Annotated in this window: 21 protein-coding genes and 1 pseudogene; 6 read left to right on the plus strand and 16 right to left on the minus strand. The window is 44.3% G+C overall.

Translation table 11 applies throughout. The features are described from left to right. Position 1 precedes the first annotated feature (1 nt). Complete coding sequence (ptsP, locus tag B1A85_RS08625) at positions 2 to 2482, plus strand: phosphoenolpyruvate--protein phosphotransferase (RefSeq protein ID WP_104546501.1); 2481 nt, start codon at positions 2 to 4, stop codon at positions 2480 to 2482. Positions 2483 to 2488: 6 nt separating this feature from the next. On the opposite strand, the gene B1A85_RS08630 is transcribed toward ptsP, so the two are convergent. The 3 genes and pseudogenes from B1A85_RS08630 to B1A85_RS08640 all read right to left on the minus strand — a co-directional run bounded on the left by B1A85_RS08630 (position 2489) and on the right by B1A85_RS08640 (position 5436). Then, positions 2489 to 2965, minus strand: coding sequence for a hypothetical protein (locus tag B1A85_RS08630; RefSeq protein ID WP_104546502.1), 477 nt, complete (start codon positions 2963 to 2965; stop codon positions 2489 to 2491). Further along, a pseudogene (locus tag B1A85_RS08635) lies at positions 2961 to 3695 on the minus strand (Na/Pi symporter); the annotation flags it as partial. The pseudogene B1A85_RS08635 and the gene B1A85_RS08630, both read right to left, overlap by 5 nt. 310 nt (positions 3696 to 4005) lie before the next feature. Then, positions 4006 to 5436, minus strand: coding sequence for a bifunctional orotidine-5'-phosphate decarboxylase/orotate phosphoribosyltransferase (locus B1A85_RS08640; protein ID WP_104546504.1), 1431 nt, complete (start codon positions 5434 to 5436; stop codon positions 4006 to 4008). 112 nt (positions 5437 to 5548) lie between these two features. Here B1A85_RS08640 and B1A85_RS08645 point away from each other — a divergent pair, with 112 nt between their 5' ends. Continuing rightward, a complete protein-coding gene (locus B1A85_RS08645) occupies positions 5549 to 6232 on the plus strand; it encodes an SDR family oxidoreductase (protein ID WP_104546505.1) in 684 nt (227 codons plus the stop codon). On the opposite strand, the gene B1A85_RS08650 is transcribed toward B1A85_RS08645, so the two are convergent. From B1A85_RS08650 to B1A85_RS08680, 7 genes are all read right to left on the minus strand, one after another. Beyond that, on the minus strand, positions 6226 to 7389 hold the full coding sequence (locus tag B1A85_RS08650; protein ID WP_104546506.1) for a pyridoxal phosphate-dependent aminotransferase: 1164 nt from the start codon (positions 7387 to 7389) through the stop codon (positions 6226 to 6228). The two genes, B1A85_RS08645 and B1A85_RS08650, sit on opposite strands and share 7 nt — an antisense overlap. A gap of 30 nt (positions 7390 to 7419) precedes the next feature. After that, positions 7420 to 7542 carry a hypothetical protein gene (locus B1A85_RS25540; protein WP_255348352.1) on the minus strand — a complete coding sequence of 41 codons (123 nt, stop codon included), beginning with the start codon at positions 7540 to 7542 and terminating at the stop codon, positions 7420 to 7422. A gap of 78 nt (positions 7543 to 7620) precedes the next feature. Next, positions 7621 to 9516 carry a glutamine--fructose-6-phosphate transaminase (isomerizing) gene (gene glmS / locus B1A85_RS08655; protein ID WP_104546507.1) on the minus strand — a complete coding sequence of 632 codons (1896 nt, stop codon included), beginning with the start codon at positions 9514 to 9516 and terminating at the stop codon, positions 7621 to 7623. 271 nt (positions 9517 to 9787) lie between these two features. Continuing rightward, positions 9788 to 10036 carry a photosystem I iron-sulfur center protein PsaC gene (psaC, locus tag B1A85_RS08665; protein WP_015189585.1) on the minus strand — a complete coding sequence of 83 codons (249 nt, stop codon included), beginning with the start codon at positions 10034 to 10036 and terminating at the stop codon, positions 9788 to 9790. A 238-nt stretch (positions 10037 to 10274) separates the two neighbouring features. Continuing rightward, positions 10275 to 11528, minus strand: a complete 1254-nt coding sequence (rodA, locus tag B1A85_RS08670; RefSeq protein ID WP_104546509.1) for a rod shape-determining protein RodA — start codon at positions 11526 to 11528, stop codon at positions 10275 to 10277. Between the two features lie 92 nt (positions 11529 to 11620). Further along, positions 11621 to 12691 carry an Mrp/NBP35 family ATP-binding protein gene (locus B1A85_RS08675; RefSeq protein ID WP_104546510.1) on the minus strand — a complete coding sequence of 357 codons (1071 nt, stop codon included), beginning with the start codon at positions 12689 to 12691 and terminating at the stop codon, positions 11621 to 11623. Between the two features lie 236 nt (positions 12692 to 12927). Beyond that, positions 12928 to 13452, minus strand: a complete 525-nt coding sequence (locus B1A85_RS08680; RefSeq protein WP_104546511.1) for a polyketide cyclase / dehydrase and lipid transport — start codon at positions 13450 to 13452, stop codon at positions 12928 to 12930. 480 nt (positions 13453 to 13932) lie between these two features. On the opposite strand from B1A85_RS08680, the gene hemF reads away from it, so the two are divergent. Further along, on the plus strand, positions 13933 to 14961 hold the full coding sequence (hemF, locus tag B1A85_RS08685) for an oxygen-dependent coproporphyrinogen oxidase (RefSeq protein WP_104546512.1): 1029 nt from the start codon (positions 13933 to 13935) through the stop codon (positions 14959 to 14961). 55 nt (positions 14962 to 15016) lie between these two features. On the opposite strand, the gene B1A85_RS08690 is transcribed toward hemF, so the two are convergent. The 3 genes from B1A85_RS08690 to B1A85_RS08700 all read right to left on the minus strand — a co-directional run bounded on the left by B1A85_RS08690 (position 15017) and on the right by B1A85_RS08700 (position 17551). Further along, entirely contained in the window at positions 15017 to 15613 is a 597-nt protein-coding gene (locus B1A85_RS08690) for a chromophore lyase CpcT/CpeT (RefSeq protein ID WP_104546513.1), read from the minus strand. Between the two features lie 45 nt (positions 15614 to 15658). Beyond that, on the minus strand, positions 15659 to 16714 hold the full coding sequence (cobW, locus tag B1A85_RS08695) for a cobalamin biosynthesis protein CobW (protein ID WP_104546514.1): 1056 nt from the start codon (positions 16712 to 16714) through the stop codon (positions 15659 to 15661). A gap of 120 nt (positions 16715 to 16834) precedes the next feature. Beyond that, on the minus strand, positions 16835 to 17551 hold the full coding sequence (locus B1A85_RS08700) for a heme oxygenase (biliverdin-producing) (protein WP_104546515.1): 717 nt from the start codon (positions 17549 to 17551) through the stop codon (positions 16835 to 16837). Positions 17552 to 18178: 627 nt separating this feature from the next. Here B1A85_RS08700 and B1A85_RS08710 point away from each other — a divergent pair. The 3 genes from B1A85_RS08710 (at position 18179) to B1A85_RS08720 (ending at position 20265) form a co-directional block, all read left to right on the plus strand. Beyond that, positions 18179 to 19147: a sodium-dependent bicarbonate transport family permease gene (locus tag B1A85_RS08710; protein WP_104546517.1), complete on the plus strand. Its 969-nt coding sequence runs from the start codon at positions 18179 to 18181 to the stop codon at positions 19145 to 19147. 4 nt (positions 19148 to 19151) lie between these two features. Continuing rightward, positions 19152 to 19460, plus strand: a complete 309-nt coding sequence (locus tag B1A85_RS08715) for a P-II family nitrogen regulator (protein ID WP_104546518.1) — start codon at positions 19152 to 19154, stop codon at positions 19458 to 19460. A 70-nt stretch (positions 19461 to 19530) separates the two neighbouring features. Further along, entirely contained in the window at positions 19531 to 20265 is a 735-nt protein-coding gene (locus tag B1A85_RS08720; RefSeq protein WP_210404317.1) for a carbonic anhydrase, read from the plus strand. A 30-nt stretch (positions 20266 to 20295) separates the two neighbouring features. Here the strand turns inward: B1A85_RS08720 and B1A85_RS08725 are convergent, their stop codons facing one another. The 3 genes from B1A85_RS08725 to glpX all read right to left on the minus strand — a co-directional run bounded on the left by B1A85_RS08725 (position 20296) and on the right by glpX (position 25928). After that, positions 20296 to 23241, minus strand: a complete 2946-nt coding sequence (locus B1A85_RS08725) for a UPF0182 family protein (RefSeq protein ID WP_104546519.1) — start codon at positions 23239 to 23241, stop codon at positions 20296 to 20298. A gap of 86 nt (positions 23242 to 23327) precedes the next feature. Next, positions 23328 to 24614 (minus strand): glutamyl-tRNA reductase, encoded by a 1287-nt coding sequence (locus B1A85_RS08730; protein WP_104546520.1) that lies wholly within the window; start codon positions 24612 to 24614, stop codon positions 23328 to 23330. Positions 24615 to 24890: 276 nt separating this feature from the next. Beyond that, the gene (gene glpX / locus B1A85_RS08735; protein ID WP_104546521.1) at positions 24891 to 25928 is read right to left on the minus strand and encodes a class II fructose-bisphosphatase; all 1038 of its coding nucleotides are present in this window, start codon (positions 25926 to 25928) and stop codon (positions 24891 to 24893) included. Positions 25929 to 26168: the final 240 nt, after the last annotated feature.

Here is a 26168-nt window from a genome sequence, read left to right on the forward strand (position 1 = left end):
AGTGATAGGAATTGTCATCGTCTCTCACAGTAAACAGCTAGCAGCAGGAGTGCGGGAACTTGCAGCACAAATGGTTGGCGGTGATGTTGCTTTAGCTGTCGCTGCTGGTATTGACGATCCAAACAATCCACTCGGTACCGATGCAATGCAAGTTTATCAAGCGATCGAGTCTGTTTATAGCGACGATGGTGTTATTGTCTTGATGGATTTGGGAAGTGCTTTATTAAGTGCAGAGATGGCGTTGGAATTCTTGTCAGAAACTCAGCGCAAGAAAATCTATTTGTGCGAAGCACCACTGGTCGAAGGCGCGATCGCTGCAACCATTTCCGCCGCATCCGGAAATTCGATTGAACAAGTCATTGCAGAAGCGCGTGGTGCATTAACTGCTAAAGCCGCGCAACTGGGAATTGATGTTATTACCAACAATCAACAAACACCCACTAATAACCCGCACGCAGTCCAAATTCAACTGACAGTTGCTAATCGATTAGGTTTGCACGCACGTCCCGCAGCAAGGTTTGTGGCAACAGCAGCCAAATTTCAAGCGCAAATTCAAGTACGAAACGTTACGAGGAATACAGACTTTGTGAGGGCTGATAGTATCAATCAAGTAGCAACACTAGGAGTGCGTCAGGGACATGAAATTGCGATCGCGGTTACGGGAATCGATGCAGAAGCGGCTATAGCAGCATTGCAACAATTAGTTGCAGATAACTTTGGTGAAGATGACAGCGATCTCCTACCGCCAGTTATTGCTGCAAGTGAGACGGTAGAAGGAGAACTCGTTGGGATTCCTGCGTCTTTGGGAGTTGCGATCGCGCCTGTTTTTCAATATCGTCCGACAACTGTTCAAGTTGAAGAATACATTGTTGAGGATACAGCCAGCGAATGGCAAAGGTTACAAACAGCAATTCAAACTGCTACACAAGATTTGCAATCATTGCAAAGGGCAAACCAACTCGGCGACGAGGCGGAAATTTTTAGCGCGCATTTACTGATTCTACAAGATCCTGCATTACTCGAACCCGTACGCCAACGAATTTTTAGCCATCACCAAAATGCAGAATTTGCCTGGAAAAGTACGATTGATGAGTTAGCACATAACTTTGACACCTTAGACGATGCGTATTTGCAAGAACGCGCGAATGATATTACTGATGTGGGACAAAGAGTCTTGCGATCGCTACGCGGAATCACAATACCAACAATTGAACTCACGCAACCTAGCATTATAGTTGCAACTGATTTAACGCCTTCAGACACCGCGCAGTTAGACACAACAAAAGTGTTAGGAATCTGTACAACGCGGGGTAGTGCAACTTCACATACAGCAATTCTCGCGCGTAGCCTTGGTATACCCGCCGTCGTGGGCGTTCCAGCCGCAGTTTTACATCTAGCCAATGGGACACTTCTGGCAATTGATGGTACAAATGGCAGAGTTTGGCTAGAACCGGATACAGATACCATAACAACACTACAAGCTAAACGCGAAGCTAAATTACAAGCGCAACAACACGCGCAAGCTACCGCACATCAACCTGCAATCACGCGCGATCGCAAGCGCGTGACAATCGCGGCGAATATTGGTAGTGTCGCCGAGGCGAAAATAGCAATCCAAAATGGTGCTGAAGGTGTTGGGTTACTCCGCACCGAGTTTCTGTATCTCAATCGCACAACTGCACCTACCGAAGAGGAACAATTCGCAGTTTATCAAGCGATCGCTGAAGTTCTAGACCGCCGCGCTTTAATCATTCGGACTTTAGATATCGGCGGTGATAAACCACTGCATTATCTCGGATTACACTCAGAACCAAATCCTTTTCTTGGCAAACGCGGTATTCGGTTTTGTCTAGAAAATCAGGATATCTTTAAAACGCAGTTACGCGCGATTTTACGGGCTAGCTACGGACATCAATTCAAAATTATGTTTCCGATGGTTGCGACGGTGCAAGAAGTGCAAGCTGCCAAGGAAATTTTAGCCGAAGTGCAAACTCAATTGCGACGAGCAAATATTCCCTTTGATGAGACAATGCAAGTAGGAATTATGGTGGAGATTCCGTCTGCTGTTGCGATCGCCGACCAGTTAGCTACTGAAGTTGATTTTTTGAGTATTGGAACGAATGATTTAAGTCAATATATGATGGCAGCAGACCGCACAAATTCTCAAGTTGCCATGCTGGCGGATGCTTTACATCCTGCGGTACTACGCTCAATTTGGCAAACGGTACAAGCTGCGCATTCTTCTGGGATTTGGGTGGGCTTGTGTGGAGAGTTAGCTGCTGATGCTGTGGCTACGCCAATTTTAGTGGGATTGGGGTTAGATGAACTTAGTCTCAATCCGCAAGCGATACCAATAGTGAAACACGCTATTTCTGAGTTAAATGCAGTTGAAGCGCAAGCGATCGCGCAAAGGGCTTTGAATTTGGATTCAGCGGATCGAGTTAGAGAGTTGGTGAGTTCGTTAATGCAAAAAGCTCCCTGACTCCTACTAATTCACAGTTGCTTGTTGTAACACGGCTTCAGGGGAAACGCCTACTGTTATTTGCCCATCATACAAACTTCCAGTAACTCGTTGCTGAAAACGCGCTAGCGCCAGTTGATAGCCAATATCTGATAGAGGAACATACCCAACAAACGGAACCCAGTTTTTCATGTTGTTCAAGTAGTCTTGGACAAAAGCAACAAGCTGCGGTTTCTTAGCAATAGAGTCGGTATTGATGTAAAGAAACAGCGGACGAGTCAGTGGCTTATAGGTTGCTGAACGCACTGCATCTACTGTGGGATAAACTGGATCTTTGCCACTATCAACAGCGATCTCTTTCAGTGTTTCCCAGTTTTGCACGTAGTGACCTAATCCAAAAAAGGCTAATGCTTCTGGGTCATTTTGTACTTGTTCAACTAAAAAATCGACATCTTCGCTACCTACATAATCAGTACGGCTAGTACCTCTGCCAACAATGCCCAATAGCAGTATGTAGGATATCCTTAGCACGTCCTACGATGAGACGCTTGAGTAATTTGCCTACATAGTAAATAGACACAAAAATCAAGACAACTCCAATAAGAATTTGTAAAATACCATCAAACGGAGAAGGTAAAAATTCAGTGCTGCCGGTAATAATACTTGCTACTGGTTTTGTCAAAACTGCAATAAAGTTAGCATCTTTCATGCTTAATGAAGCATCGCTTAAAAATAATCCTGCGGTTGCTAAACTCAGCCGTTCTAAAGGATGAAATAAAATTTCTAAGGGCAAAAACATAGCTACTGCTAGTAAGTTAAACATATCAAGAACAGTCGCAGCTGAAAAAGCACGTCTAAATTCTGCTTTATCGCCTACGTGTCCAATACTTACTAAAGTATTTGTTACTGACGTCCCAATATTTGCCCCCATAATAATAGGAATCGCTGTTAGTACAGGTAATCCGCCAGCTACTAAGCCTACGACAATTGAGGTAGTTGTACTAGAAGATTGAATTAACGCAGTAGCCACGATACCGACAATAAGCCCTAAAAAAGGATTGGTTGCAAAGGCGAATAATTCTTTTGCTTGGTCGCCAACAGCAGCTTTAAATCCTGCACCTATAACTCCAACTGCAACAATTAATAAGTAAATTAGTGCAATAACGCTCAGCCAGCTAACAAAATTCCTACCACTTCTAGCCTTTGGTACAGTGGGTGTAGAGGCTGTACTCATTAATGTCTCCTAAATATTTAATAAAGATTGATGAATTACCCTTTTACTGATTTTTGTAAGGTTAAAATCAGATCTTTAAAACTTAATATTTATACCTTAAGTGCGCAATTATTAATCACAGACAACTATTTGTTACCAAAAGATGACACCCTCACGAGTAAGTTACTAATCTAAGATTAGGAATAAATTATTGTTTATTTAAACTTTAGCTGAAATCTTTACTAAATAAGCTTTAAAGTTTACTTGATAAAAGGTTTGCTAGTACACAAAAAATAGTTTTTAATTGTCAATTTAGAAGATATAAAAAATATTAACAATCTATAAAAGCTCGTAATTGCTCGTCGTTAATTCTACCAGCTTTATATAAGGTATCTGTAATTTCTGAAAGAGTTAGTACTGAATGCGCGCGATAGCCGTTTTGCTGTAATCGCTCTTTAACTCCTTGTTCGCGATCGATAAAGACAACAATATCTTCTACATTTAATCCTGCTGATTCAAGTTTTGTGGCTCCTTCTATCGCACTTTTGCCACTAATTAAAATATCATCAACGACAACAACAGTTTCGCCAGGATAAAATAATCCTTCAATTAGCCGTCGCGTACCATGCGCTTTAACTTCTTTGCGCGGAAAAATCATTGGGCGATTGAGATGTAAAGCTAACCCTGTAGCAGTAGGTAGAGAACCGTAAGGAATACCTGCAATTCGATCGAAGTTTAGATCTTTTAAAATGTCTGCATATGCCAAAAGAATTTGATGAAATAGTTGTGGATTAGAAATAATTTTACGCAAGTCTATATAATAAGAAAATGTTGCTCCTGAAGCTTGGACAAAATCACCAAATAAAATACATTCGATGTCATAAAGTTGTAAAATAAGATCGAAATATGGATGCTTATCAAGCGAACAAACATCTGGTAGCCAGATAGAACAATTCGAGTCTTCTTGGCTATTTTCTAAGCGAATTTGATTAACTTCTTGGCGCAGTAAGTAAATTGCTTGAGCAGGGTTATCTTGACTTAAAATATCTTGAGGAACAGGAATTAATAAGCCACTACCATTTGCATTCAAACCCGCAGTTAAAAGTTTATTAATATTACCTTCTTCTGCCCAGATACTACGCGCAAGTATTAATCTTTCAGGCGCGATCGCCCGCACTTTACTCAAGATTTCAGAACTCGTGGTTCCTACTTCAAATCCAAGCTGTTCGGGAGTTCCCCAAGTTTTTGCTTCTTGCGCTAAATGCAAGTAGAAGGGTAAAGCGTTTTGCGGATATTGTTGTAAAGCGATCGCCCCAGGATTAGAAGTACAGCATAAAACAAATACAGCTTTATCAGGATGAACTAAAAACGAAGCGGCGTGGTCTTGTCCAGCGTAACCATTAATGGTGACTGCATCAACTTGCCAGTCTTGAAAAATAGTGCGCGCAAAGGTTGTACTGGTATTTAAGTCGCTATGCTTGGCATCTAAAATAATCGGAATATCGTCGGGAATCGCGGCTAAAGTGCGTTCAAGTAGTTCTAATCCTCGGCTACCCAAAGCTTCGTAAAAACCAAGTGTCGGTTTATACGCACAAACTAAATTCGCAGTTTCAGCAATCAGAAATTGTAGCCAAGTCCATAAGTCTTCGATCAAATCTCCTGTTTTGTGCTGTGGCATCATTTCAGGATTAGGATCGAGTCCGACAAATAGCAAGCTATTATTTCGCGCGATCGCCGTATTCAATTTATCAAAAAAGGTCATAACTATCTCGACTAGTCATGTGGCAAGCTAGGGTAGCATCGCTGCATTCCTCAGATCATACACGTGGCAAGCAAAGGTTGGATTTTCTGTCAACAAGCTGTAAAATTGCACCATGAAAAAATTGATTGTCATTACAGGTGTCAGTCGCGGTCTGGGATTGGCAATGACCGAGGCGTTTATTCAAGCAGGGCATACTGTTATTGGTTGTGCGCGATCGCAAACAGCCATCGAAAAACTACGTCAGCAATTCGGTTCGCCGCATAGTTTTACCGTCGTTGATGTTGCTGTAGATCGACAAGTAGCCGATTGGGCAAAACACGTACTAGCAAACTACGCACCACCCGATTTGTTGCTGAATAATGCAGGCGTAATTAATCAATTAGCACCTCTATGGAAAGTACCTGCGGAGGAATTTGCCCGCGTTATCAATGTCAACATTATTGGTGTCACTAATGTCATTCGCCACTTCGTTCCCGCAATGATTCAAAGAAAGCAAGGTATCATTGTCAACTTTAGTTCGGGTTGGGGACGTTCGACTTCACCGGAAGTTGCACCTTATTGCGCTTCTAAATGGGCGATTGAAGGCTTAACGCGATCGCTGGCGCAAGAATTACCGGATGGTATGGCAGCAATTCCCCTCAATCCAGGAATTATTCATACAGATATGTTGGAAATTTGTTACGGTGAAGCAGCAGCAGACTACACCCCTCTACAAGAATGGAGTCGTCAAGCTGTTCCTTTTCTGTTGCAACTCAGTCCAAAACATAACGGTTCGCCGCTGACAGTTCCTCAATGAGCTAAAATCGTCTGTAAACCTTTGACTAAGCGTTCCACACCCTCCTTAGCAGTTGCTTCTTGTAATGCACCATAAGCGACGCGCAGGTAACAACCGCGATCCATACCAAATGCTGTTCCTGGAAGTACTGCAACTCGATGTTCGCGGATGAGGCGTTCGGTTAATTCAAAGGAATCTAATTGCGCGTGCACCTTGAGGAAAAAGTAAAAAGCACCATTTGCAGGTGCAATTGTACACAAGCCTTGCAAAGCGTTTAGTGATTGTAAAACAACTCGGCGGACGTTGGCGATCGCTTGAATATGACTTTGGCAATAGTCAAATCCGGTTTGTAATGCACCCAATGCAGCATACTGCGAAACAACTGGCGGACAAATTAAGTTTGTATCTTGTACTTTTTTAATCGCAACGAGTAAGTGTTCTGGAATCACCATGTAACCAATTCGCCAACTTGCAAATCCATACGCTTTAGAAAGACTGTATAAGGAGATTGTGTGTGTATGACTTTGAGAAAACGCACCAGGCGAAACGTGTTTGACGCCATCGTAGGTAAAGTACTCGTAAGCTTCATCACTGATGTGATAAATTCCGCGATCGCGACACAGTTGATTGACTGCCTGTAATGCGTCTTCAGAGTAAACTGCACCTGTGGGGTTATTTGGTGAAATTGTCACTACCGCTTTGGTTTTTTCTGTAATGGCTTGGGCGATCGCCTCAGGACAAAGTTGATAATTTTCATCAGTCGCTACAAAAACTGGATGACACCCTGCCATTTGAATCGCCATTTCATGATTGAAATAATAAGGCGTCTGTAAAATAACTTCATCGCCAACTGACGTAATCGCTAGCAGCGCGTTCAGAAATCCCATATTGCTACCAGCCGTCACCATAATGCATCGCTTGTCAAGCGCAATACCATTAAAATTTTGCAGTTTATCTTTGATGACTGCAATTAAAGGCGGAATACCTTCAATGGCTTTATATTGATGATTTGCTGGATCGGCAAAAAATTGAGTGAGATTTGTTGCTTCCGGTGGTGGTGGATAGTAAACGACACCTTGTCCTAAAGAAATTGTGCCAGGAAAACTGCGAATCAGTTCCCCCACAATCGGAATCACTGGCGACTGTACCGCCTGCATCCGCGACGTTGTTAAATCCATTGTCTACGATCGTGCGTCAATCTCCCAAATTTAGCGCGTTGGCGGTTTCTTTTTCCAGAAAAGTTTCGTTCCCATCTCTGTCTTTGCCGAAAAGATGAGGTAAGCAACGAGTAAACTCACGCCAACAAGAAAAGGAATTAAGTCACTGTTCATGAACTCATTTTAAGAGATGACGCTACGCACGCCTGTGGTTTCGGTTTCAGCTTGAGTGCGATCGCATTTCTTGCAAGTCTATTCCACAGTTACTGATTTTGCTAAATTTCGTGGTTGATCGACGTCTAAGCCGCGACGCGCCGCAATATGATATGCCAAGAGTTGTAAAGGAATTACGCTAATAATTGGTGACAGTAATTCTTCTACTGCTGGTACCGGAATCAAGTCGTCAAACGTTTCCGCTGCTTCGGAATCATCCATTGAAGTCACCCCTACTAGGCGCGAGTCTCGTGCTTTGGCTTCTTGCGCATTAGATAGCACCTTCTCATAAACACTACCAGGCATTGCGATCGCCACTACAGGCACTTTCGCATCGAGTAATGCGATTGGACCGTGTTTCAGTTCTCCAGCGGGATAACCTTCCGCATGAATGTAGCTGATTTCTTTTAACTTCAGCGCTGCTTCTAAAGCGATCGGGAAATTAATACCGCGTCCAATGAAAATAAAGTCTTGCGTATCGTTAAACTGATGCGTCAACTCTTGAATATAGCGTTCTTGGCTTTCTAAGATTAATTCGATTTGCGCGGGTAATTGACGTATTCCCTCTAGGATTTCTTGCAAACGCTGTGGCGCTATTGTTTTGCGGCGAAATCCTAAATCTAGTGCCAAGCAATAAAACGCTAATAATTGAGAAATGAAACTCTTCGTTGCTGCTACACCGATTTCAATTCCGGCGTGCGTATCAATTAAGTGAGGCGCGATTGTTGCAATTGAACTATCAAGGCGGTTGGTAATTCCTAACAATCTTACTTGGTACTCTGGCGGTGCATCTTTACGGCGTTCTTTTTCCATTGCCAATGCGGCGAGAGTATCAGCCGTTTCTCCCGATTGGGTAACGCCAATCATTAGGGTATTAGCGGTTAATGGTGGTGGTGCGTAGCGAAATTCCGAGGAGTATTGCACAGATGTGGGAATTTTTGCTAGTTGTTCGAGTAAGTACTTCCCGATTAAACTTGCGTGCCAACTTGTGCCACAAGCAACGATTTGCACTTGTTCTAGGTTAGTGTATAGCTCTTCTGGTAGATTGAGTTTGATCGGTGTTTCAGTTGCGTCTGGGTGCCAATCGTGTTTTAGGTAAGCTTCGATGAATGTTCTGACGACTCCTGGTTGCTCGTAGATTTCCTTAAGCATGAAGTGTCGGAATCCTTGTTTTTCTACCATGACTGGATTCCAGTTGAGTCTACGAGGTTGTTTTTTCAGGCGATCGCCCGCAAAATTATACACCTCTACACCCAAAGGTGTTAACTTCGCCACTTCGCCATTTTCGAGTGTTAATACGGCACGCGTATGCGGTACTAAAGCCGGAGTATCCGAAGCGCAGAAAAATTCTCCTTGTCCAAAGCCAATGGCGAGTGGTGCTTGTTGGCGGGCAATAATTAATTCATCAGGGTAATCGGCAGAAATGACCGCGATCGCAAATGCCCCTTCAAGTTTGTTTACCGTTTGTCTAACGGCTTCTAGCAGCGGTGAATTGTGAGGGTTTTGCGCGGATAAATCTTCTTTGAGAAATTGCGCAATTAGGTGCGGTATCACTTCGGTATCTGTTTCCGAGCGAAACTCGTGTCCTAGTTCTTTAAGTTCTTCGCGTAACTCGCGGTAGTTTTCGATGATACCGTTTTGCACAACTGCTACGCGCTTTGCCATATCCATGTGCGGATGGGCATTGTACTCTTCTGGCTTACCATGCGTGGCCCAACGCGTGTGTCCAATTCCAATTTGTGCAGGGTTCTCGAATTGTTCTAACTTTTCGCGCAGGTTGTGGAGTTTACCTTTAGTGCGTACGCAATGAATCTCACCTTCAAAGATTGTGGCAATTCCTGCGGAATCGTAGCCCCGATACTCTAGTTTTTCTAGCCCAGCAAGTAAAATTTCTGTAGCTGCTTGAGTGCCAATATAGCCTACAATTCCGCACATTCTACAACACCACTCTTCTTTACAAATGCTTTGCTTCTCAAAAGTACATAACGATTTTTAAATCGTCAAGAATTGAATTTTGGATAAACAAGATTTTCATTCTTACTATAAGGCTTTTATCACTGGTTCTACCCTGAGAAAGAAAAAGGGGAATCAAATTTCCCCTATTTTTGACCTGAATTGAATTATGAAAATCAAGTAAAAGACGCTCTGTATTGCGATGTTTACTATGGAATTTGATTTCGTCCATAGAGAAATTCAAGGGAACTTCTCAATAGGCGAGACCCATACTCCGTGTCGTTTCAGCATTACTGAGATAAACCCGAATGCTTAAGAAGTCGGTAGGACATGCAGTTTCACACCGCTTGCAACCTACACAATCTTCCGTTCGCGGAGATGCAGCAATCTGACCAGCTTTGCAGCCGTCCCAGGGAACCATTTCCAACACGTCTGTTGGGCAGGCACGAACGCATTGGGTACAGCCAATGCAGGTATCGTAAATTTTGACGCTATGAGACATTGAATAAAGGCTCCAAACGAGTCGTTTTTTCTTACAAACTCATAATCAACGCATAGTTTACCGCACAGAGGAAGTCGCTTTCAGCAAAAGGCTACAGAACTTTAAATTCTGTAATAGAAAAGAGCCAGCGGTCAGGGAGCGAAAGCTGCTTTGGTAGGGTTAAAATTCTTGACACAGTGACAATTCTTATTACCCATGACCAGCCTTAATAGGATAGTGCCTAGCCACGATCAGCTAATTAATACTTAAGTCTTTTTTGGCGGTAGTTGGCGACAGATTCGACAATGCCGATCGCAATAAAGTTGGTGAGTAAAGCAGATCGTCCGTAACTCAACCAAGGTAAAGGAATTCCGGTAACGGGCGCAAGACCAATCGTCATCGCAATGTTCACAATTGCCTGAAAAACGACCATCGATAACACACCAATTGCCAATAGAGAGCCAAAGTTGTCTTTTGCAGTTTGTGCAATAACGACTAAGCGCAGACAAATTAACCAAAAGACAAACAACACGGCTAAACTACCGACAAAGCCGAGTTCTTCGCCGATTGCCGAGAAAATAAAATCGGTATGTTGTTCTGGGACAAAGTTGAGTTGCGTTTGCGTTCCTTGATATAAACCTTGTCCCCACAATTCACCTGCGCCGATCGCAATTCGCGATTGAATGAGATGGTAGCCGCCGCCAAGCGGGTCTTTTTCAGGATTGAGGAACAAAATCAAGCGATTTTTTTGGTAGTCTTGCAACAATCCCCAAAGGACGTGACCCAATTGACCAGCAACAAAATTAACAGCGATCGCACCTAGCGTCCCTAACCACCGCCAAGGTAAAGTTCGCCACGCAATAAAAGTTATGACCGCAGCCCAAGCAAACCACGCAGGTAAATAAACATTAAATAAAATAACAGCAACAATCGGAGAAATAAGTAAGAGCAACCAACCAGGATTAGCATTTCCCCAATAAAGCATTCCTAGTGTAATTGCACCGAAAACGAGCGATGTACCCAAATCAGGTTGAATAAATACTAACAACCAAGGAACCGCAGTCACAGCTAACGCTCGAATAACAGATGGAATTGTGGCAGCAGTGCGCGAGTGTAACAGTGCGGCTAAGGTGATTATGACGCCAATTTTAGCGAATTCTGAAGGCTGGACATTGAAGCCACCAATGGCGATCCAGCGTTGCGCGCCTTTAGCGGTCGTACCGATGAAAATGACAATCAGTAGCGAGATATTCGTCAGTGCATAAATAACCCAGTGCCACTGAAGCAAGTTTTCGTAGCGACAACGCGCGATGAATAACGCTAGCACAAGACCAATACCACCAACAAGCCAGTGCTGCCACCAATCGGTCAAGCCCTGATTTAATTCAGCGCTGCGAATCATTATGCCACCGAAGACAGTTAAACCGACAACGGCAATCAGTAATATCCAATCGATTTGTTGCCAGGGTGCTAGTAGATATTTCCAGCGCAGGGGAGATAAGATTCGCAACATTGAAAGAGGGCAGAGATTAGGGTTCGGGGGTCAGGAAATTGAGTCAGTTGATTCGGTAGGCAGGTTACTTTCTGACTCAAGTTCCCTTATCTCTAAGTTAAAGCTGCGACGGAGACTTTACCAGCAATATTGAGTGCGATCGCTTTCAAGGCTTTGGCAGAGGCAGAATCAGGGTCTGCGACTACAATTGGGACGCCGCGATCGCCACCTTGACGTAAAGATATTTCTAGCGGTACGCATCCGAGTAACGGTACGCCAAGTTCCGCAGCCGTTTTTTCGCCACCACCCGAACCAAAAATGTCGTATTGCTTATCCGGCATATCTGGGGGAATAAAATAGCTCATATTTTCGACAATGCCTAACACGGGAACTTGCATTTGTTGGAACATCCGCAAGCCTTTACGCGAATCGAGTAACGCTACAGTTTGTGGTGTCGTGACAATGACTGCACCCGCCATAGGAACTGCTTGCGTCAGCGTTAACTGGGCATCGCCTGTCCCTGGAGGCATATCAACGATGAGATAATCTAGATCTCCCCACTCAACTTGATACAAAAATTGACGAATAATACCATTCAGCATAGGTCCGCGCCAAATCACGGGTTGATCGCGGTCGATCAAAAATCCCATCGATACCAATTTCACGCCGTGATTAAACGCCGGTTCTAGCACTTCACCTTGTTTGCCTTGCCGTACCATCACTTGGCTATCCCCAAGTCCTAGCATCGTTGGTGCATTTGGTCCATAAATATCGGCATCGAGTAACCCAACTTTTGCTCCTGTTTGGGCAAGTGCAACGGCAACATTCACCGCCACAGTACTTTTTCCGACTCCTCCTTTACCACTAGATACTGCCAAAATATTTTTGACACCAACAATTCCAGCACGGTCAGGTAAACTTTTTTGTTGTGGTGTTTCGGCAGTCACGTCAACAGATACATCGGTTACACCTGGTAACTGCTTCACGGCTTTCTGACAATCTTCTACGATGAACTCGCGTAACGGACAAGCTGGAGTTGTTAACACTAAGGTGAAGCTGACCTTGCCATCGTCAATCTTGACGTTGCGAATCATATTCAGTTCCACCAAGCTTTTGCGAAGTTCAGGATCTTGTACGGGGCGCAAAACTTCTAAAACGGAACTGGAGTTGAGTATTTCTGACATGGTTGGTTTACTCTCAAGCAAGGCGCAACTGTGGCAAAAAAATTGCCTCCTGCCTAAATCTTAACGGGCAAGTGCTGTCCTTAGTGAGGAACTCAAGACGAGAAGCGAGAGACGACAACCAATAGATAAGGCACTTTGTGAGGATTTAAAACAGACGATTTAATTTATTGATAAGTAACTTTGACGGCGCTTATATATTTGAGCTTGGCAAGCACACCTACCCCCTGCCTTCCTTATCAAAAATCAAAACACCTATCATTTAAAGGCTTCGGTTCGGTTGAGAGTGCCGTATTTGCCGCTTTTTCTGCCGCCGCTGCTAAAGCCGACGCAACTTTTGCCGCACGAGGTCGAATTAAAGACCAGATCAAAGGTGATAACCAACCATTTAGTGTCACTGAGTAGGAAACACAATTACCGCACACCGTTGACTCGACGCGATAAATGACGCGTTCTTCGATTCCTGGAATTGATAACACGCGCACGCTCATCATTTCTCTAGGATGCACGCGTTCGACAAAAATCCGAATTGGAATGGGACCTAAGCGCGTCACTGCTTGGAAGATTAAACCTGGTTTGGGTACTAGTCCGTTGGGAACATTGGTGCTAGTGAGCAAAGGATGCCAAGAAACATCTGCCAAATTGACGACTTTTTGCCAAAGCTCATCCACCGAAGCTGAACTGATTTCTCGATATGTTCGTACCAAAGAATATTGAACCCGACGACCTCTACGGTGAATAATTTTGGACAAGCAGCCTAGCATCTTTCTAATCCTCCTGTCTGTAGCGTGCCAAAACTTAGTTTGTTTATTGGCGATCGCTACTGAGTTTGAGCGCTCAATGTAGCCTAGTTTTTTTAGACTCCTCCGCTAAAATCTAGTACGTTTGTTGCAAAATTTCAATTCCTGCTAACTTTAAGGATTGTTACTACGTTTTTCAACTATTTATTTGTCACCTGATTAGCGAATGCTCGGTTTTTGTCTTCTCCCACAGGGTAGAACTTGATAAAAGTTACGAGCGTTAAACCAAGTGCCATCAGAAGATAGACAAATGCATTGTAGATAATCGTTACTATACGACACAACTAGAATCTGGAAAGAATTGTTGCATTTTAAAATTGAAGGTACAGAACAAGGCACAATTGTTACTTGTGCCTTAGCTGAGCAATGTAATAGCAAACAATTTTATAGACTCAGCCTGACACAAGTCTGGAAATATTGCTTTTAAGAAATTTAAGTTGACTTATGACGACTGCTTTAAATCCTCAGATAGCTTCCTCCCAATCTCCACCACCAGAAGATGCTAAAGTTCGAGTTAAGCAGCTGATGCAGAATCTGCAAGATAAAATCTGCGAGGAATTAGAGCAACTCGACGGTGTCGGTAAGTTTCGCCAAGATTCATGGGAACGCGAAGAAGGTGGCGGCGGGCGATCGCGCGTGATGCGTGATGGCGCTATTTTTGAACAAGGCGGAGTGAATTTTTCTGAGGTTTGGGGAACGCATTTACCACCCTCGATTTTGGCGCAGCGCCCCGAAGCGGCTGGACATCAATGGTTCGCGACAGGAACTTCGTTAGTCTTACATCCGCGCAATCCGTATGTCCCAACGGTTCACTTAAACTATCGTTACTTTGAAGCAGGTCCAGTTTGGTGGTTTGGCGGTGGTGCAGATTTAACACCTTACTACCCGTTTGCAGAGGATGCAGCACATTTTCATACCACACTCAAGCAAGCCTGCGACGCGCATCACAAAGAATACTACCCAACTTTTAAACGCTGGTGTGACGAATACTTTTACCTCAAACATCGTCAAGAAACTCGCGGTGTTGGTGGTATCTTTTTTGACTACCAAGATGGTCAGGGACAGTTGTATCGCGGTCCTTCTCCTGATGGTGCGGCGGCGGTGTATAGTCACTCATTAGGCGATCTACCACAGCGCAGCTGGGAAGATTTATTTGCTTTTGTGCGTGATTGCGGTGATGCCTTTATACCAGCATATGCACCAATTGTCAAGCGCCGGAAAGAGATGGAATACGGCGATCGCGAACGGAATTTTCAGCTATATCGTCGCGGTCGGTATGTAGAGTTTAATTTAGTTTACGACCGAGGCACGATTTTCGGTCTCCAAACGAACGGACGTACCGAGTCAATTTTAATGTCGCTACCGCCTTTGGTACGCTGGGAATACTGCTACGAACCCGAACCCAATACTCCCGAAGCTGAATTGTACGAAACGTTCTTAAAACCGCAAGACTGGGCGAATTGGCAAGGCTAGACTTAGAGGGACATGGGGGGTATAACAAGATTCTTTTGTACCGATCGCTCTTCACTTACCCCTCACCCCTCATCTTACGAAAGCGGTATGGACCAAGAATCGCTCCCCAGGTGGCTTTCCCTGTTGTGGAGTCGATTCCTTTGTCGTAGCTTAAAAATTCTTCAAAAGAAGCTTCAAAGCCGATGGAGACTTGTACGGTATTACCTGCGTAGGAAAAACAGCAACGGCGATCGCTTGGTAGAGTGGCTTGAAAATGATAGCGATCGCGTTCGAGTTGGTTGACGGTGACATCGAGAAGACACCCTGGAAGTAACTCAAAGTCTTCAGGTGTTAGCTTTTTGAGAAGATCGGGGTTAGCACCCGCACCGCGAAGCGCAGTAGGATTTTTAGGCATATAGTACTGTACTTGCAGTGCAAGGTCGTCAGGGCGCTGTTGGATACGAATTAGGCGCTGTCGATAAGGTTGATCGAGTTTAACGATATTTGCTTGTTCGGCAAACAGTGTAAAACTATCTTCGCTAAATAGCGGTACAGGTTGATGCCAAAGACGCAGATGAACATACCAAGCAGGTTCAGCGATCGCTTGTTCTTGATTCGTAAATTCGCCAGTTAGATATTGCGCTAGCGCCTTTAGCTTTGATGATAAAGTCATATTTTGATAACTAGCTCGTTAATTCTGCCATCTACCTATTACCTATTACCTATTACCACTAACCACGCCTAAGTGCGACTCAATCGCTTCTTTTTTCAAGTTACGCCCAATAAAGACTAATTTGGTTTGCTGCGGTTCTTCCGGTTGCCACATCCGGTCATAAAATTGTTCAAAGCGTCCGCCGACTCCTTGTAATACGAGACGCATTGGCTTATTTGGTACAGCGACAAAGCCTTTTATGCGATAAATTTCTTGTTCTTGGGTTAAGGTTTGCAGTTCCTTTTGGAGTTTTTGCGGATCGAAGCTGCGATTAAGAACTAAATGTGTCGAGGTAATTTCGTCGTCGTGGTCGTGGTCTTCTTCAGTATCATGGTGGCTAGGACGTGCGGCTAAGTCGTCTTCTACAGCAGCATTGAATCCGAGAAGAATATCAGTGTCGATTTGTCCGTTTGTGGACGCGACGATTTTGACGACTCTTGGTAATTCTTGCCGCACTAAGTCAACAATCTCTGCTTGAGTTGCGCTATCGACTAAATCTGTTTTGTTTAAAACGACTAAATCCGCACACGCGAGTTGATCTTCAAATAATTCTTGTAAGGGTGTTTCGTGTTCTAAGTTTGGGTCGGCTTGGCGATCGCGTTCAACAGCTTCCGGATCGCTGGCAAAAGTTCCGGCGGCAACGGCGGCGCAATCGACTACAGTAATAACAGCATCGACAGTCGCAGCGTTACGAATTTCGTGCCAACGAAAGGCTTTTACAAGAGGCTTGGGGAGGGCTAAACCCGAAGTTTCGATTAAGATACAGTCAATGCTGTCACGCCGCTGTAATAGCTGCTGCATCGTCGGTAAAAACTCTTCTTGCACCGTACAGCACAAGCACCCATTCGTGAGTTCAACAATATTATCTGTACCGTCACCATCTTCGGGACAGATTTGACAAGATTTGAGTAACTCGCCATCGATTCCTAACTCGCCAAATTCGTTGACAAGAACCGCGATGCGTCTACCTTGGTTGTTTTGTAGTAAGTTGCGAATGAGTGTCGTTTTACCGCTACCAAGAAAGCCAGTGACGATCGTAACCGGAATTTTTTTAAGTGCCATTTTTACTTTGAGAGACAACAGTGGGGCAATCTCCTTGCGATCGCCTGAATTAATATCCAAGTCATCTCAAGGGTACTGCCCCTCAAAATTATTCAACGATTATATGAGTTATTATCTCATCTATTCAGCAGTTGCCAATTCAGTGCTACCGCGCGTACGACGGCGTGTCAGGCTATTGTATAGCATTTGACCAATAGCTTTGATCAAGTTGCCTTCTAGCTCGTTAAACAGCTTCATATTCAACCCAAAAGCTGCATTGGCTTCATCCACAATGCGATCGGCAGTGGCTTCATCAATGGGTAGTTCGTTCAATGCTTGACGGTAAGTGGCTTTAAATGCTTTTTCGTCGGGAATATCTTTAAATTCGTAAAACGCGACACCTTGTCCCTCTGATAAGTTCATTGCGCGTTGAGCAATGTTTTTCAAAATTTGTCCGCCAGAGAGATCGCCAATGTAACGCGTATAAGAGTGCGCAACTAAGAGCTCTGGCGCCGTATTCGAGATTTCGCGAATGCGCTTAACATACGTTTCACCACCGGGAGTCGGTTCAACTTGTTCTCTCCAGTTAGGACCATAGTAGTAACTCAAGTCTTGTTCTAGGCTGCGCTGTCTATTCAGTTGTTTGAAATAAATTTTTGATATGATTGGGTGCTGCTGATGCCGCTCCATTTCCTCTTCCATCGCCGAGTAGACAAAGTAGAAATTGCCGACTAGCTTGCGGTACGAATTTTTTTCGACGACTCCCTTGAGAAAGCACTTTACAAAACCAACGTTTTCTGCCATCGTATGGGCTTTTTTTGTCCCCTCGCGCAATTTTGTTGCTAAATTACTGCTCATGCTAAAATTCCCAATCTTAATTTTTTACTGCTGAAGTATCAATAACGGCAAATTAGAGCCACTAAATCGTTACAGTAAAACGATTTGCTTAAGATTTGTGTTAAAAATTCTGAAGTTGTCGCCAAAATTGTCTGCTTGGCGGTTGTCGTTATCGGGTATTTAGGGAGTTAGCCGCTAACTATTAGCATTCATTTCACCATTTTGATATGTTAAAAATCTAGGCTAATAGGCAGGAAATACAAGGTTTTGACAAAAGCAATCGCCCGAATATTACAATTTATTACAACTCAACACACTTCACAAAGTTTTTTAAAAATGGAGCGTCCGATACCGCGGATGTAGTTGGCAAAAGAGTAAACCTCGCTCATCACCGTAAAATTGCGAAGAAAATTGCATCATTAATGTGCTATTGCAAACACTTCATTTCAGTATTTCACCAGCCTCGATGGCAGTTAGCGGCTTGGCACAAATCTACAAATTGGTCATGCAATTGCGCTACAAGAGGCATTATCAATTTATATTGACAGAGGGTAACTGTACGCGATACATCATGATTCAATGGTTGCGCAAGCCTTTTGTCATGCAATTTTTAAAGTTTCGATTTTATTGGCGTGAGGAGGATTGGAGATGGATGGTAGCTTGATTGTATCCAACATCCTGAATCCGCCTGTCTTATTTTTCTTCTTGGGCATGAGTGCTGTTTTTGTCAAGTCGGATTTAGAAATTCCCGCTCCTGTCCCCAAACTCCTCTCGCTTTATCTGCTGCTGGCGATCGGATTTAAGGGAGGCGTAGAACTCGCTAAAAGTGGGGTAACACAAGCGGTTGTTCTGACACTATTAGCTGCAATGTTAATGGCATGTTTTGTGCCAATTTATACTTTTTTCATCCTGAGGTTGAAGTTGGATCATTACGACTCAGCAGCGATCGCCGCTACATATGGCTCGATTAGCGCAGTCACCTTCATTACGGCTAGTGCCTTTCTCACAGAACTGGGAATTGATTTTGATGGTTACATGGTCGCCGCCCTCGCGCTGATGGAATCTCCCGCAATTATTATTGGTTTAATCTTAGTCAATCTTTTCACTACCGATAGCAACCGCGAAGTTGCTTGGTCAGAAGTGTTGCAAGAAGCATTTTTGAATAGTTCCGTCTTTCTCCTCGTTGGCAGTCTGCTGATTGGGATCTTGACTGGAGAACACGGCTGGCAGGTCATGGAACCTTTTACTCAAGGAATGTTCTATGGCGTTCTTGCCTTCTTCTTGCTGGATATGGGACTCGTTGCGGCGCGCCGAATTAAAGACTTGCAAAAAACGGGAGTTTTCCTCATCTTTTTTGCCATCTTGATTCCAATCCTTAACGCAGCTATTGGTTTATCTATCGCTAAGTTTATTGGAATGCCGCAAGGCGATGCACTCTTGTTTGCAGTGCTGTGTGCTAGCGCTTCGTATATTGCGGTTCCAGCAGCGATGCGGCTAACGGTTCCCGAAGCCAATCCCAGTCTCTATGTTTCTACTGCTTTAGCCGTCACATTCCCGTTCAATATCATTGTTGGCATTCCGCTCTATCTATACGGAATTGAACTGTTGTGGAGATAATCGTATGCACCTTGTCAAAAGAATAGAAATTATTGCGAACTCGTTTGAGCTTGGCAAAATTTTAGAAGGTTTAGACAAAGCAGGCGTTCGCGGTCATGCAGTGATTCGCAATGTTGCTGGAAAAGGATTGCGCGAAGGTGAAGATCTCGACATGACGATGCTTGACAATGTGTACATCATCGCATTTTGTAAGCCGGAACTACTCAAACCTGTCGTGGAGAATATTAGACCGCTACTTAATAAATTTGGGGGAACCTGTTACATCACTGATGCGATGGAAATTCGCTCGGTAAAATGTGTTGCTTCGATGTAGTATCAGATCTGGTTAAAAACCTACGATCTCAGCAGCTTCAAAAGCAGAGGAGAGAGATTTTTAAGAAAACATGAAATTAGTAAAGCATTCTATCCAACGCCGTGACTTCTTGCGATTGGGAACAGTTGGTTTACTTGTAACGGCGAATGATATTTTCTGGCGTGCTAAACCCGCGCAAGCTGCAAAACCAATTGTGCAATCACTCGATCCCGACGCCGCTTTGCAAAAGCTCATTGCGGGAAATCTGCGATTTGCCGAACACCATCCAGAATATCCAGATCAATCGCCAGAACGATTGCAGGAAGTGGCGCAAGCCCAGCACCCATTTGCCACGATTTTGAGTTGTGCTGATTCGCGCGTACCTGCCGAGATTATTTTCGATCAAGGTATTGGCGATATCTTTGATGTTCGCATTGCAGGAAATATTGCTACGCCTGAGGCGATCGGTAGTATTGAGTACGCGGTTGTCTTATTAGGCACTCCTGTGTTAATGGTGTTGGGTCACGAGCGCTGCGGTGCGGTTACTGCTGCGGTGGAAAATCAAGCATTACCTGGTGAGATTGGTAGCTTTGTGAAGGCAATTTTGCCAGCGGTTGATCGAGTTAAGGAACAACCAGGCGATGCGGTTGATAATGCGGTGATTGCGAATGTGCAATATCAAATTGCAACACTTAGGCGATCGCCACTCTTAAGCGAACGGCTGCGATCGGGCAAACTGAAAATAGTTGGCGGTCGCTACGATTTGGACACGGGGAAAGTCTTTATCACCACTGACAGTAATAGTCAATATGGTCATAACTCATAACTCTTCTCCCCTTGACCTCTTATAGTTCACTTAATTCTCCTCCACAGGACGAATAATGGGTGTTGCAGGCGTTGTTTCTGGCTGGAAAATACCATCGAGTGCTTGTTGCAATGTTTCTGCCATTACAATGCGGTTTTCGTAGGCAACAATCACTCGCACAAATGTTGGTAAACTGTTTTCTTCTGCCTCTAAATAAAGCGGTTCTACGTACAACAAAGACTCTTCTATAGGGATAACTAGTAAATTTCCTTGAATCACGCGCGAACCTTGACGATTCCATAGTGAAATTTGCTGTGAAATTACAGGATCTTGGTTAATCCTTGCTTCAACTTGCTCAGGTCCAAAAACGAGAAGTTGTTTCGGAAACTCATATAACAACAGCCGACCGTACTGTTCGCCATCAGAACGCGCTGCTAGCCAACCAATTAAGTTAGGACGTAATACGGGGTTAAATGGTATGAGCAGAATAAATTCCTCGGTTTCTTCTGTGGGAATGCGCGTAATTAAAAAATACGGTTGGACTGGTTGTGGTTGGGTACCATAAATTTCTGTGGGAATTCGCCACAAATCTTCGCGATTATAAAAGACCTGGGCATCAATCATGTGATACGCTAACAAATGCTCAGCCTGCGTACTAAAAAGATCAATGGGGTAACGAATATGACTGCGTAAAGCTGCTGGCATCGCCTCTAGTGGTTTTAAGAACCCAGGAAAAATTGCTGATATTGTATGAATGATGGGATCAGTAGGATCGGCAATGTAAAAATCTACTGAGCCGTTGTAAGCATCAATGACAACTTTAACCGAGTTGCGAATATAGTTAAAGTCATCGGCAACAGGGTCGGAGTACGGATAGCGATCGCTGGTTGTATACGCATCTATAATCCAATACAAATAAGTATTTTCACCTGTCAGTGTCGTATTACCACCATCTGCTGCGACTAAATAGGGATCTCTGTCGTACCGCAAAAACGGGGCGATCGCTTGCACTCGGTGTCTAATATTACGTCGAAATAGCAATCTTGTTTGCGGCGTAAAATCCTGCGTCAGCAGCATTTGCCAGTCTTTGAGATATTGCGCAAATAATAGCCGCCGCCAAAATGCGCCGATCCCGATTCCGCCACGACCGTCATACGTGGTGTAGACGTTTTCATTGCCACTGGGATAATCCAACTCCTGGACGCGCGTACCTGTCATGATGTAATTATTCGTAATTTCTCCGTAGTAGATACGTGGCTGTCCGATAGGAACACTGGCGCGAATTTGTTCATTGGCAATTTCTAAAGCCCCATCTTCACCATCAACACCAATATTTTGAATAAAGTAGTCTGGCAAGCCTCCGGGAGCTACAGTATTGACTGGACTTAGGGTAAAGCCGTAGCCGTGCGTATAGACAAGATGTTGGTTGACCCAAGTTTGTGCCTGTGGGGGAATAGCGTTATAGTCGAGTTCGCGAGCAGCAATGATCGTTTGGCGGCGTTCGGTTGTTTCGCCAGGAACTGTGCTGAGGAGCGTGTAACGATCGATATCCGCATACGGGAAGCTGTAATACGTACGAATTTGCTGTAGTTGACGATTCGTTTCCAGTAAAGGGCGCGTATCCCACAAGCGAATATTGCGAATTGTGAGATCGTTTTCTTCTAAGTCAGCAGCGGTTAGCGTTGGTTGCGGGTTAAAGGTTTCTACCTCAATTCGGGTTAAATCAAACGCTTGACGCGTGTAAGCAATACTGCGCTGGATGTAGGGCGTTTCGCGTGCGAGTTCGTTAGGTTCGACAACTAGCCGTTGTACAATCGTGGGAACGGTGTAGGTGGCGATCGCAATCACGGTGACATACAAAACCGCGCCAGAAATAAACGAACCCCCAAGGCGCAAAGGACGCCAAGGAGAACGCCTGTTGGTGGAGAAAATGGCTTGCCAAATTAAGATGAGCGAAATTGCGGCTGAACCTAGACTGAGCGCGGTGTAAACTGGGTAATCAACGGTAACGTCTGTAAAGCTTGCACCATAGGTAGCACCACGCGTAGAGTAAAGTAGTCCGTAACGTCCCAACCAATAATGCAGCGCAACTGCCCCACAAACAAAGCTACCTAAAATGTCTAGATGACGAATTTGCGCTAGGGAAAATCCTGGAAATTTACCTTGGCTTAGTGTATTGCCTGCGAGTAGATAAGTTAAAGTAACTGCGACTAAACCGTACAGAGACAATCCTAAAATCCAAAATCGCAAGAGTTCCCAGACTGGTAGCGAAAACACATAAAAGCTGATATCGCGCTCGAATAGCGGATCGACTTCATTAAAACTGGTGGGATAGAAGTACTTCAAGACTGTATCCCAACGATACGCAGTGATGAGGGCAATACTTAAACTAATTACAAGGGCGATCAGTCTTAACCAAAAATACGGACCTGCTAAAATTGCTGTACTCAAACCTCCCAAACCCAAAGCCAGCGACAATCCTACAATGACAATAACTTGCCAATAGGGAATGGGAAATGGCAGTGATTGCCCGATTTGTTGGAAGAAGTGAACAATAGGCAACCATGATTGTAATTGGAAGACTGGTGGAACGCGAAATTGAGGCTGCCAAATACTCAATAATTCATACAAGTAGTACCCCAGGATTAATCCCACCAACACGCATAACAAAAGAATAAGCGTGAGTAGCCAGCGCAGACCGAAGCTTTTTGGTGATGGGTAGCTATCTCTCCTCGTTGTTTGAGTAAGTTCGTACTTGGAATATTTGAGACGTTGCGCGATCGCTAAATTGCCAAACAAAAACGCCACCGAAGGAAAAAAGACAAGCGCCCACAATCCTATCTGCGTCCGCAACCGGATGAGAAAAACGGATAAATAACCAACTTCCTGAAACCACAGCCACTCACCAATAAACCGCGTGACTAGCTCAATAACTATCCACGCGCCGATGAGAATTGCCAGTGGCGAAAAAATGCGTTTCCCGAAAGTTTTAGACATAATCAGGAGGTGGGTAATGGGTCATCGGTAATGGGTTAAGACAAGAATATAACCCCAATCACCAATTACCAATTACCAATTAACCCTTAACTAAATTGTTCTCCTACATCTAGGTTAAACAACATTTGCAAGGTTTGCATACAGCGCTTGCGGGCTTCGATATCTTGCTGCGATCGCAGTTGTACCATCGGATCGTGCAGGATTTTGTTCACAATTCCGCGTGTTAATGCTTCGATCACTTCTTGATGTTTTTCCGCAAATTCTGACCCGAGCCGCGATAATGCCTTTTCTAATTCTTGTTCGCGAATTGTTTCTACTTTGTCGCGCAAACAGCTAATTGTCGTGACGGTATCGAGCGATCGCCACCATACCTCAAATGCATTCACTTCTTCTTCTAGAAGTTTTTCGGCTTCCATTGCCATGCGGCGGCGGCTTTCATGATTTTGTGCAACAACAGCTTTCAAGTCATCGACGTTGAAGGCTTGCACAAAGGATAACTCATTCACGTCCGCATGAACGTTCCTGGGAACCGAAATATCAAACAACATTAAAGGACGATTAGGTTCTAACGCTGCTTCTAGCTTCGCGCGATCCAATAGTGGTTCTGTCGCTGCGGTACTTGTAAATACTAAATCTGACGTTGCCATCACTGACATCATTTCGGACATCGAGTATAACTGCAAGTCGATTTGGCGAAATTGATTTGCTAATTCTTCCGCGCGTTGTCGCGAACGATTGATGATACAAATTTGGGCTGCGCCTTTGGCAATGAGATGCTGTACGAGTAAGCGCGACATCTTACCCGCGCCAACGATCGTCACCCGACAAGCAGCGAGATTTTGAACTTTTAGCTGTGCTAGTTCGACTGCTGCCGAACTAATTGACACTGCGCCTGTCCCAATACTTGTTTCTGTACGGACGCGCTTTCCAGCCGTGAGCGCTTGTTTAAATAGTTTGTTAAGAATTAATTTAATGCCGTTGTATTGTTGCCCTAGCTTGTGTGTTTGCTTTACCTGGGCTAGAATCTGCCCTTCTCCTAATACCAAGCTGTCCAATCCCGCTGCGACGCGCATCAAGTGCATCACGGCATCTTCATGCAGAAAGATAAATAAATGTTGCCGCAAGCTTGACGCAGGAAGTTTACTATGCTCTGCCAAAAACTGGGTAACTTCTTGAATACCCTGCTGTGTTTCCCGCGCGACAATATAAATTTCTAGGCGGTTGCACGTGCTGAGAATCGCAACTTCTTCAATGTGTGGATATGTTAGGAGATGCGCGATCGCGCTTTCAGTTTGTGATTCTGGAATACTTAGCTTTTCTCTAACTTCGACTGGGGCTGTTTTATGACTGAGTCCCACTACCGCAATATTCATTCTTATTGCCCGCTGGATACCCTACCTTGGCGAGATAGGGAGGAAAGCGGGGCGGGGTTTACCGCTTTCCTATTTCCTAAACAAAATTTTTTTATACTAAGTGCTTGCTCATAAGTAATGTCGCAAGCTAAGGATTGAAGGATTTGCTTTTTTCTAACCTAACTGCATTAACTGCAGTGAGTTAGCGTAAACTAAATTGTAATTACGAGGCAATCCCGTTGTAGATTTATATTTTACGGGATTTAGGAGCTATCCTCTTGCCTCATGCTTTGCGGTTTATCGCAGTTGCAACGTCTTTGGTTCTTCAAACATGTGAATTGTATCGACAAAACGCGCTGTTCGAGACTGGCTGGAGATAACCAAACTTTGAGTGCGCGCGCCTCCCTTAAAGAAACGGACACCTTCCATCAAAGTTCCTGGAGTAATGCCGCAAGCCGCAAATAGTACAGTATCGCCAGATGCTAGCTCATCAGCATTGTAAACTTTATCTGGGTTGTCAATGCCCATTTCCTTGAGTCGTGCGATGTTGCTTTCTTTGCTTTCACCGATCAAACCTGTTTTTACTACTTCTGGATCGTAGATCAGTTGACCTTGGAAGTGTCCGCCTAAACACCGCAAAGCAGCAGCCGAAATGACGCCTTCGGGAGCTGCTCCAATGCCCATTAATGCATGAACGTTTGTTCCTGAAAAGGCACAAGAAATTGCGGCCGAAACATCACCATCGCTAATTAGGCGTACTCGCGCACCCGCTTGGCGAATTTCCTGAATTAACTCTTTGTGGCGGGGGCGATCCATAACAACCACGACTAATTCTTCAATTGCACGATTTAAGCACTCAGAAAGAATTTTCAGGTTTTCGGTAGCCGATTTATTGATATCAACATGACCGCGTGCTAGAGGTGGCGCAGCCAATTTTTTCATGTAGAAGTCAGGTGCTGCAAACAAACCACCTTTTTCGGAAATCGCCAGCACCGCCATCGAGCCATTTTGTCCGTAGGCGACTAAGTTCGTACCTTCACAAGGGTCAACAGCGATATCGATTTCGACTAACTCGTCGGGGTTACAGTATTCTTTGGCATCTTCGCGGGTACAAATGCCGACTTCTTCTCCGATATAAAGCATCGGAGCATCATCGCGTTCGCCTTCACCGATAACAATGCGACCCCGCATGTAGATTTTGTTCATTCGCTCGCGCATTGCTTCTACAGCAACTTGGTCAGCGGTGTTTTTTTCGCCTTTGCCCATCCAGCGCGCACTGGCGATCGCAGCTTGTTCGACAACTTCAATAATTTCTAACCCCAATGTGTTTTCCACTAACTCTTTCCTCCCAACTGCTGGCTACAACTATTGTTCTTCGAGCGATTCCAGTTCTCAAGTCTACCAAAGGGAGGATACCTATGCCGAGAGGTGTTGCCAGAGTTGGTGTTAAGTTTTGCTGCTGATTACTAGGAGCAAGGAGGAGCTATGTAAAAGATGTGCTCTTTTCCTTTGTTGAGCGAAGCGGTATTGAACAGCTAGAGTTGAGTGTTTTTTTCTTAATTTTTCAGCGGCAAA

Source organism: Chroococcidiopsis sp. TS-821 (assembly GCF_002939305.1).
Classification (GTDB): Bacteria; Cyanobacteriota; Cyanobacteriia; order Cyanobacteriales; family Chroococcidiopsidaceae; genus Chroogloeocystis.

What these genes read in the sequence shown, in the direction of transcription:
- psaC (WP_015189585.1), bottom strand. Translation starts at nt 10,036, where the DNA reads ATGTCTCATAGCGTCAAAATTTACGATACCTGCATTGGCTGTACCCAA.
- B1A85_RS08640 (WP_104546504.1), bottom strand. Translation starts at nt 5,436, where the DNA reads ATGACCTTTTTTGATAAATTGAATACGGCGATCGCGCGAAATAATAGC.
- B1A85_RS25540 (WP_255348352.1), bottom strand. Translation starts at nt 7,542, where the DNA reads ATGAACAGTGACTTAATTCCTTTTCTTGTTGGCGTGAGTTTACTCGTT.
- hemF (WP_104546512.1), top strand. Translation starts at nt 13,933, where the DNA reads ATGACGACTGCTTTAAATCCTCAGATAGCTTCCTCCCAATCTCCACCA.
- B1A85_RS08700 (WP_104546515.1), bottom strand. Translation starts at nt 17,551, where the DNA reads ATGAGCAGTAATTTAGCAACAAAATTGCGCGAGGGGACAAAAAAAGCC.
- B1A85_RS08730 (WP_104546520.1), bottom strand. Translation starts at nt 24,614, where the DNA reads ATGAATATTGCGGTAGTGGGACTCAGTCATAAAACAGCCCCAGTCGAA.
- B1A85_RS08710 (WP_104546517.1), top strand. Translation starts at nt 18,179, where the DNA reads ATGGATGGTAGCTTGATTGTATCCAACATCCTGAATCCGCCTGTCTTA.
- glmS (WP_104546507.1), bottom strand. Translation starts at nt 9,516, where the DNA reads ATGTGCGGAATTGTAGGCTATATTGGCACTCAAGCAGCTACAGAAATT.
- B1A85_RS08680 (WP_104546511.1), bottom strand. Translation starts at nt 13,452, where the DNA reads ATGCTAGGCTGCTTGTCCAAAATTATTCACCGTAGAGGTCGTCGGGTT.
- B1A85_RS08725 (WP_104546519.1), bottom strand. Translation starts at nt 23,241, where the DNA reads ATGTCTAAAACTTTCGGGAAACGCATTTTTTCGCCACTGGCAATTCTC.
- B1A85_RS08690 (WP_104546513.1), bottom strand. Translation starts at nt 15,613, where the DNA reads ATGACTTTATCATCAAAGCTAAAGGCGCTAGCGCAATATCTAACTGGC.
- B1A85_RS08675 (WP_104546510.1), bottom strand. Translation starts at nt 12,691, where the DNA reads ATGTCAGAAATACTCAACTCCAGTTCCGTTTTAGAAGTTTTGCGCCCC.
- rodA (WP_104546509.1), bottom strand. Translation starts at nt 11,528, where the DNA reads ATGTTGCGAATCTTATCTCCCCTGCGCTGGAAATATCTACTAGCACCC.
- B1A85_RS08645 (WP_104546505.1), top strand. Translation starts at nt 5,549, where the DNA reads ATGAAAAAATTGATTGTCATTACAGGTGTCAGTCGCGGTCTGGGATTG.
- B1A85_RS08720 (WP_210404317.1), top strand. Translation starts at nt 19,531, where the DNA reads ATGAAATTAGTAAAGCATTCTATCCAACGCCGTGACTTCTTGCGATTG.
- cobW (WP_104546514.1), bottom strand. Translation starts at nt 16,714, where the DNA reads ATGGCACTTAAAAAAATTCCGGTTACGATCGTCACTGGCTTTCTTGGT.
- B1A85_RS08715 (WP_104546518.1), top strand. Translation starts at nt 19,152, where the DNA reads ATGCACCTTGTCAAAAGAATAGAAATTATTGCGAACTCGTTTGAGCTT.
- B1A85_RS08650 (WP_104546506.1), bottom strand. Translation starts at nt 7,389, where the DNA reads ATGGATTTAACAACGTCGCGGATGCAGGCGGTACAGTCGCCAGTGATT.